The 1,371-nt window shown below is 75.6% G+C and carries 2 protein-coding genes and 1 pseudogene; all 3 read left to right on the forward strand.

The window, feature by feature from the left end:
• Window positions 1–633, forward strand: a 633-nt coding sequence (locus GTW67_RS29615; protein ID WP_346010777.1) for a class F sortase, incomplete at its 5' end; no start/stop codon positions are given.
• 64 nt (window positions 634–697) lie between these two features.
• Entirely contained in the window at window positions 698–1,189 is a 492-nt protein-coding gene (locus GTW67_RS29620) for an RNA polymerase sigma factor (protein ID WP_161167829.1), read from the forward strand.
• Window positions 1,173–1,371: pseudogene (locus GTW67_RS29625) on the forward strand (hypothetical protein); the annotation flags it as partial. The gene GTW67_RS29620 and the pseudogene GTW67_RS29625, both read left to right, overlap by 17 nt.

Genomic DNA, 1,371 nt, shown 5'->3' on the forward strand with positions numbered 1-1,371 from the left:
GGGCGCGCCCCGGCCGCCCTCGCCCTGGCCGCGCTGCTGGTGGGCTGCGGCGGCGGGCACGGGTCCGAGGAGGCCGCGAGCGCGCCGCCCGCCCGCACGGCACCGTCCGCGCAGCCCTCCGACGGACCGGCGCGGCCCCTCGGCCGCTCGGTCCCGGTCGGCCTGCGCATCCCGGCCATCGGGGTCGACACCCCGGTGATGCGGCTCGGGCTGCAACCGGACGGCACGGTGCAGGTGCCGCCCGTCACGGACCACGACCGTGCGGGCTGGTACCGGCATTCGCCCACGCCGGGCCAGGTGGGGCCGTCGGTCGTCCTCGGCCATGTCACGGTCGGCAGCCACGGGGACGGCGTCTTCCGCCGGCTCGCGCGGCTGCACCGCGGCGACCGGATCGAGGCGCGCCTGGAGAACGGCACGGTCGCGGTGTTCACCGCCACGTCCGTACGCACGGTGGCGAAGGCCGAGTTCCCGACGCGGGACGTCTACGGAGACGTGGACCGCCCGGAGCTGCGGCTCATCACGTGCGGCGGCCCCCACGACGGCGACGGCTACCGGGACAACGTCATCGTCTTCGCCGAGCTGACCGCCACGAACACCACGAGCGGCGCGCCCACGGCCTCCGGACCGTCGTGACCACGGGAACGCCGGCCCCCGCACCGGCGTCTTCCCTCTGCCCCCCACCCGACGATGGAGAGCGTTGAAACGGTCCCGTGACAGGGCGGCGTCCGAGCTGTTCGCCGCCCTCTACCCCCGCCTGGCCGGCTGGTGCCGCCGGCTCGTCGACGACGACGAGACCGCCCACGAGATCGCCTCGGAGGCGTTCACCCGCCTCTGGGCCCGCTGGACGTCCGTCGACGAGCCCCGCGGCTTCCTCTACGTCACCGCCGCCAACCTCGTCCGGGACCACTGGCGCAAGCTGGAGCGCGAGCGCCGGGCCGTGCGCCGGGTCACCGCGGAGGTCGCGGTCCGCCCGCATCCCGAGCAGGCCGACCCCTCGGTACGCCTGCTCGTGCAGTCCCTGCCGGAGCGACTGCGCGTCCCGATCCTCCTCCACTACTACGCTGACATGCCGATCCGGGAGGTGTCCGTGCTGACCGGGCGCAAGGAAGGAACCGTCAAGGCCGACCTCCACGCGGCCCGCGAACTGCTCCGCGTCCATCTGAGGAGAAGCCTTGACCACACGCTTTGAGGGCGATCCGGACGGCCCGGAGTCCGCGCACGACGATCCGCACGACCCGCTGCTGGTCGTCCTGCGTCCGGGGCCGGACTACCTGGGCCCGCCGCCGGGCCGCTACGAGGCGATCCGCCGGTCGGCGTCCCGGCGCCGCCTGCTGCGTGCCGCCGCGGGGGCCGCCGCGACCTGCGCCGCCG

It is taken from the genome of Streptomyces sp. SID5910, assembly GCF_009862125.1.
GTDB lineage: Bacteria > Actinomycetota > Actinomycetes > Streptomycetales > Streptomycetaceae > Streptomyces.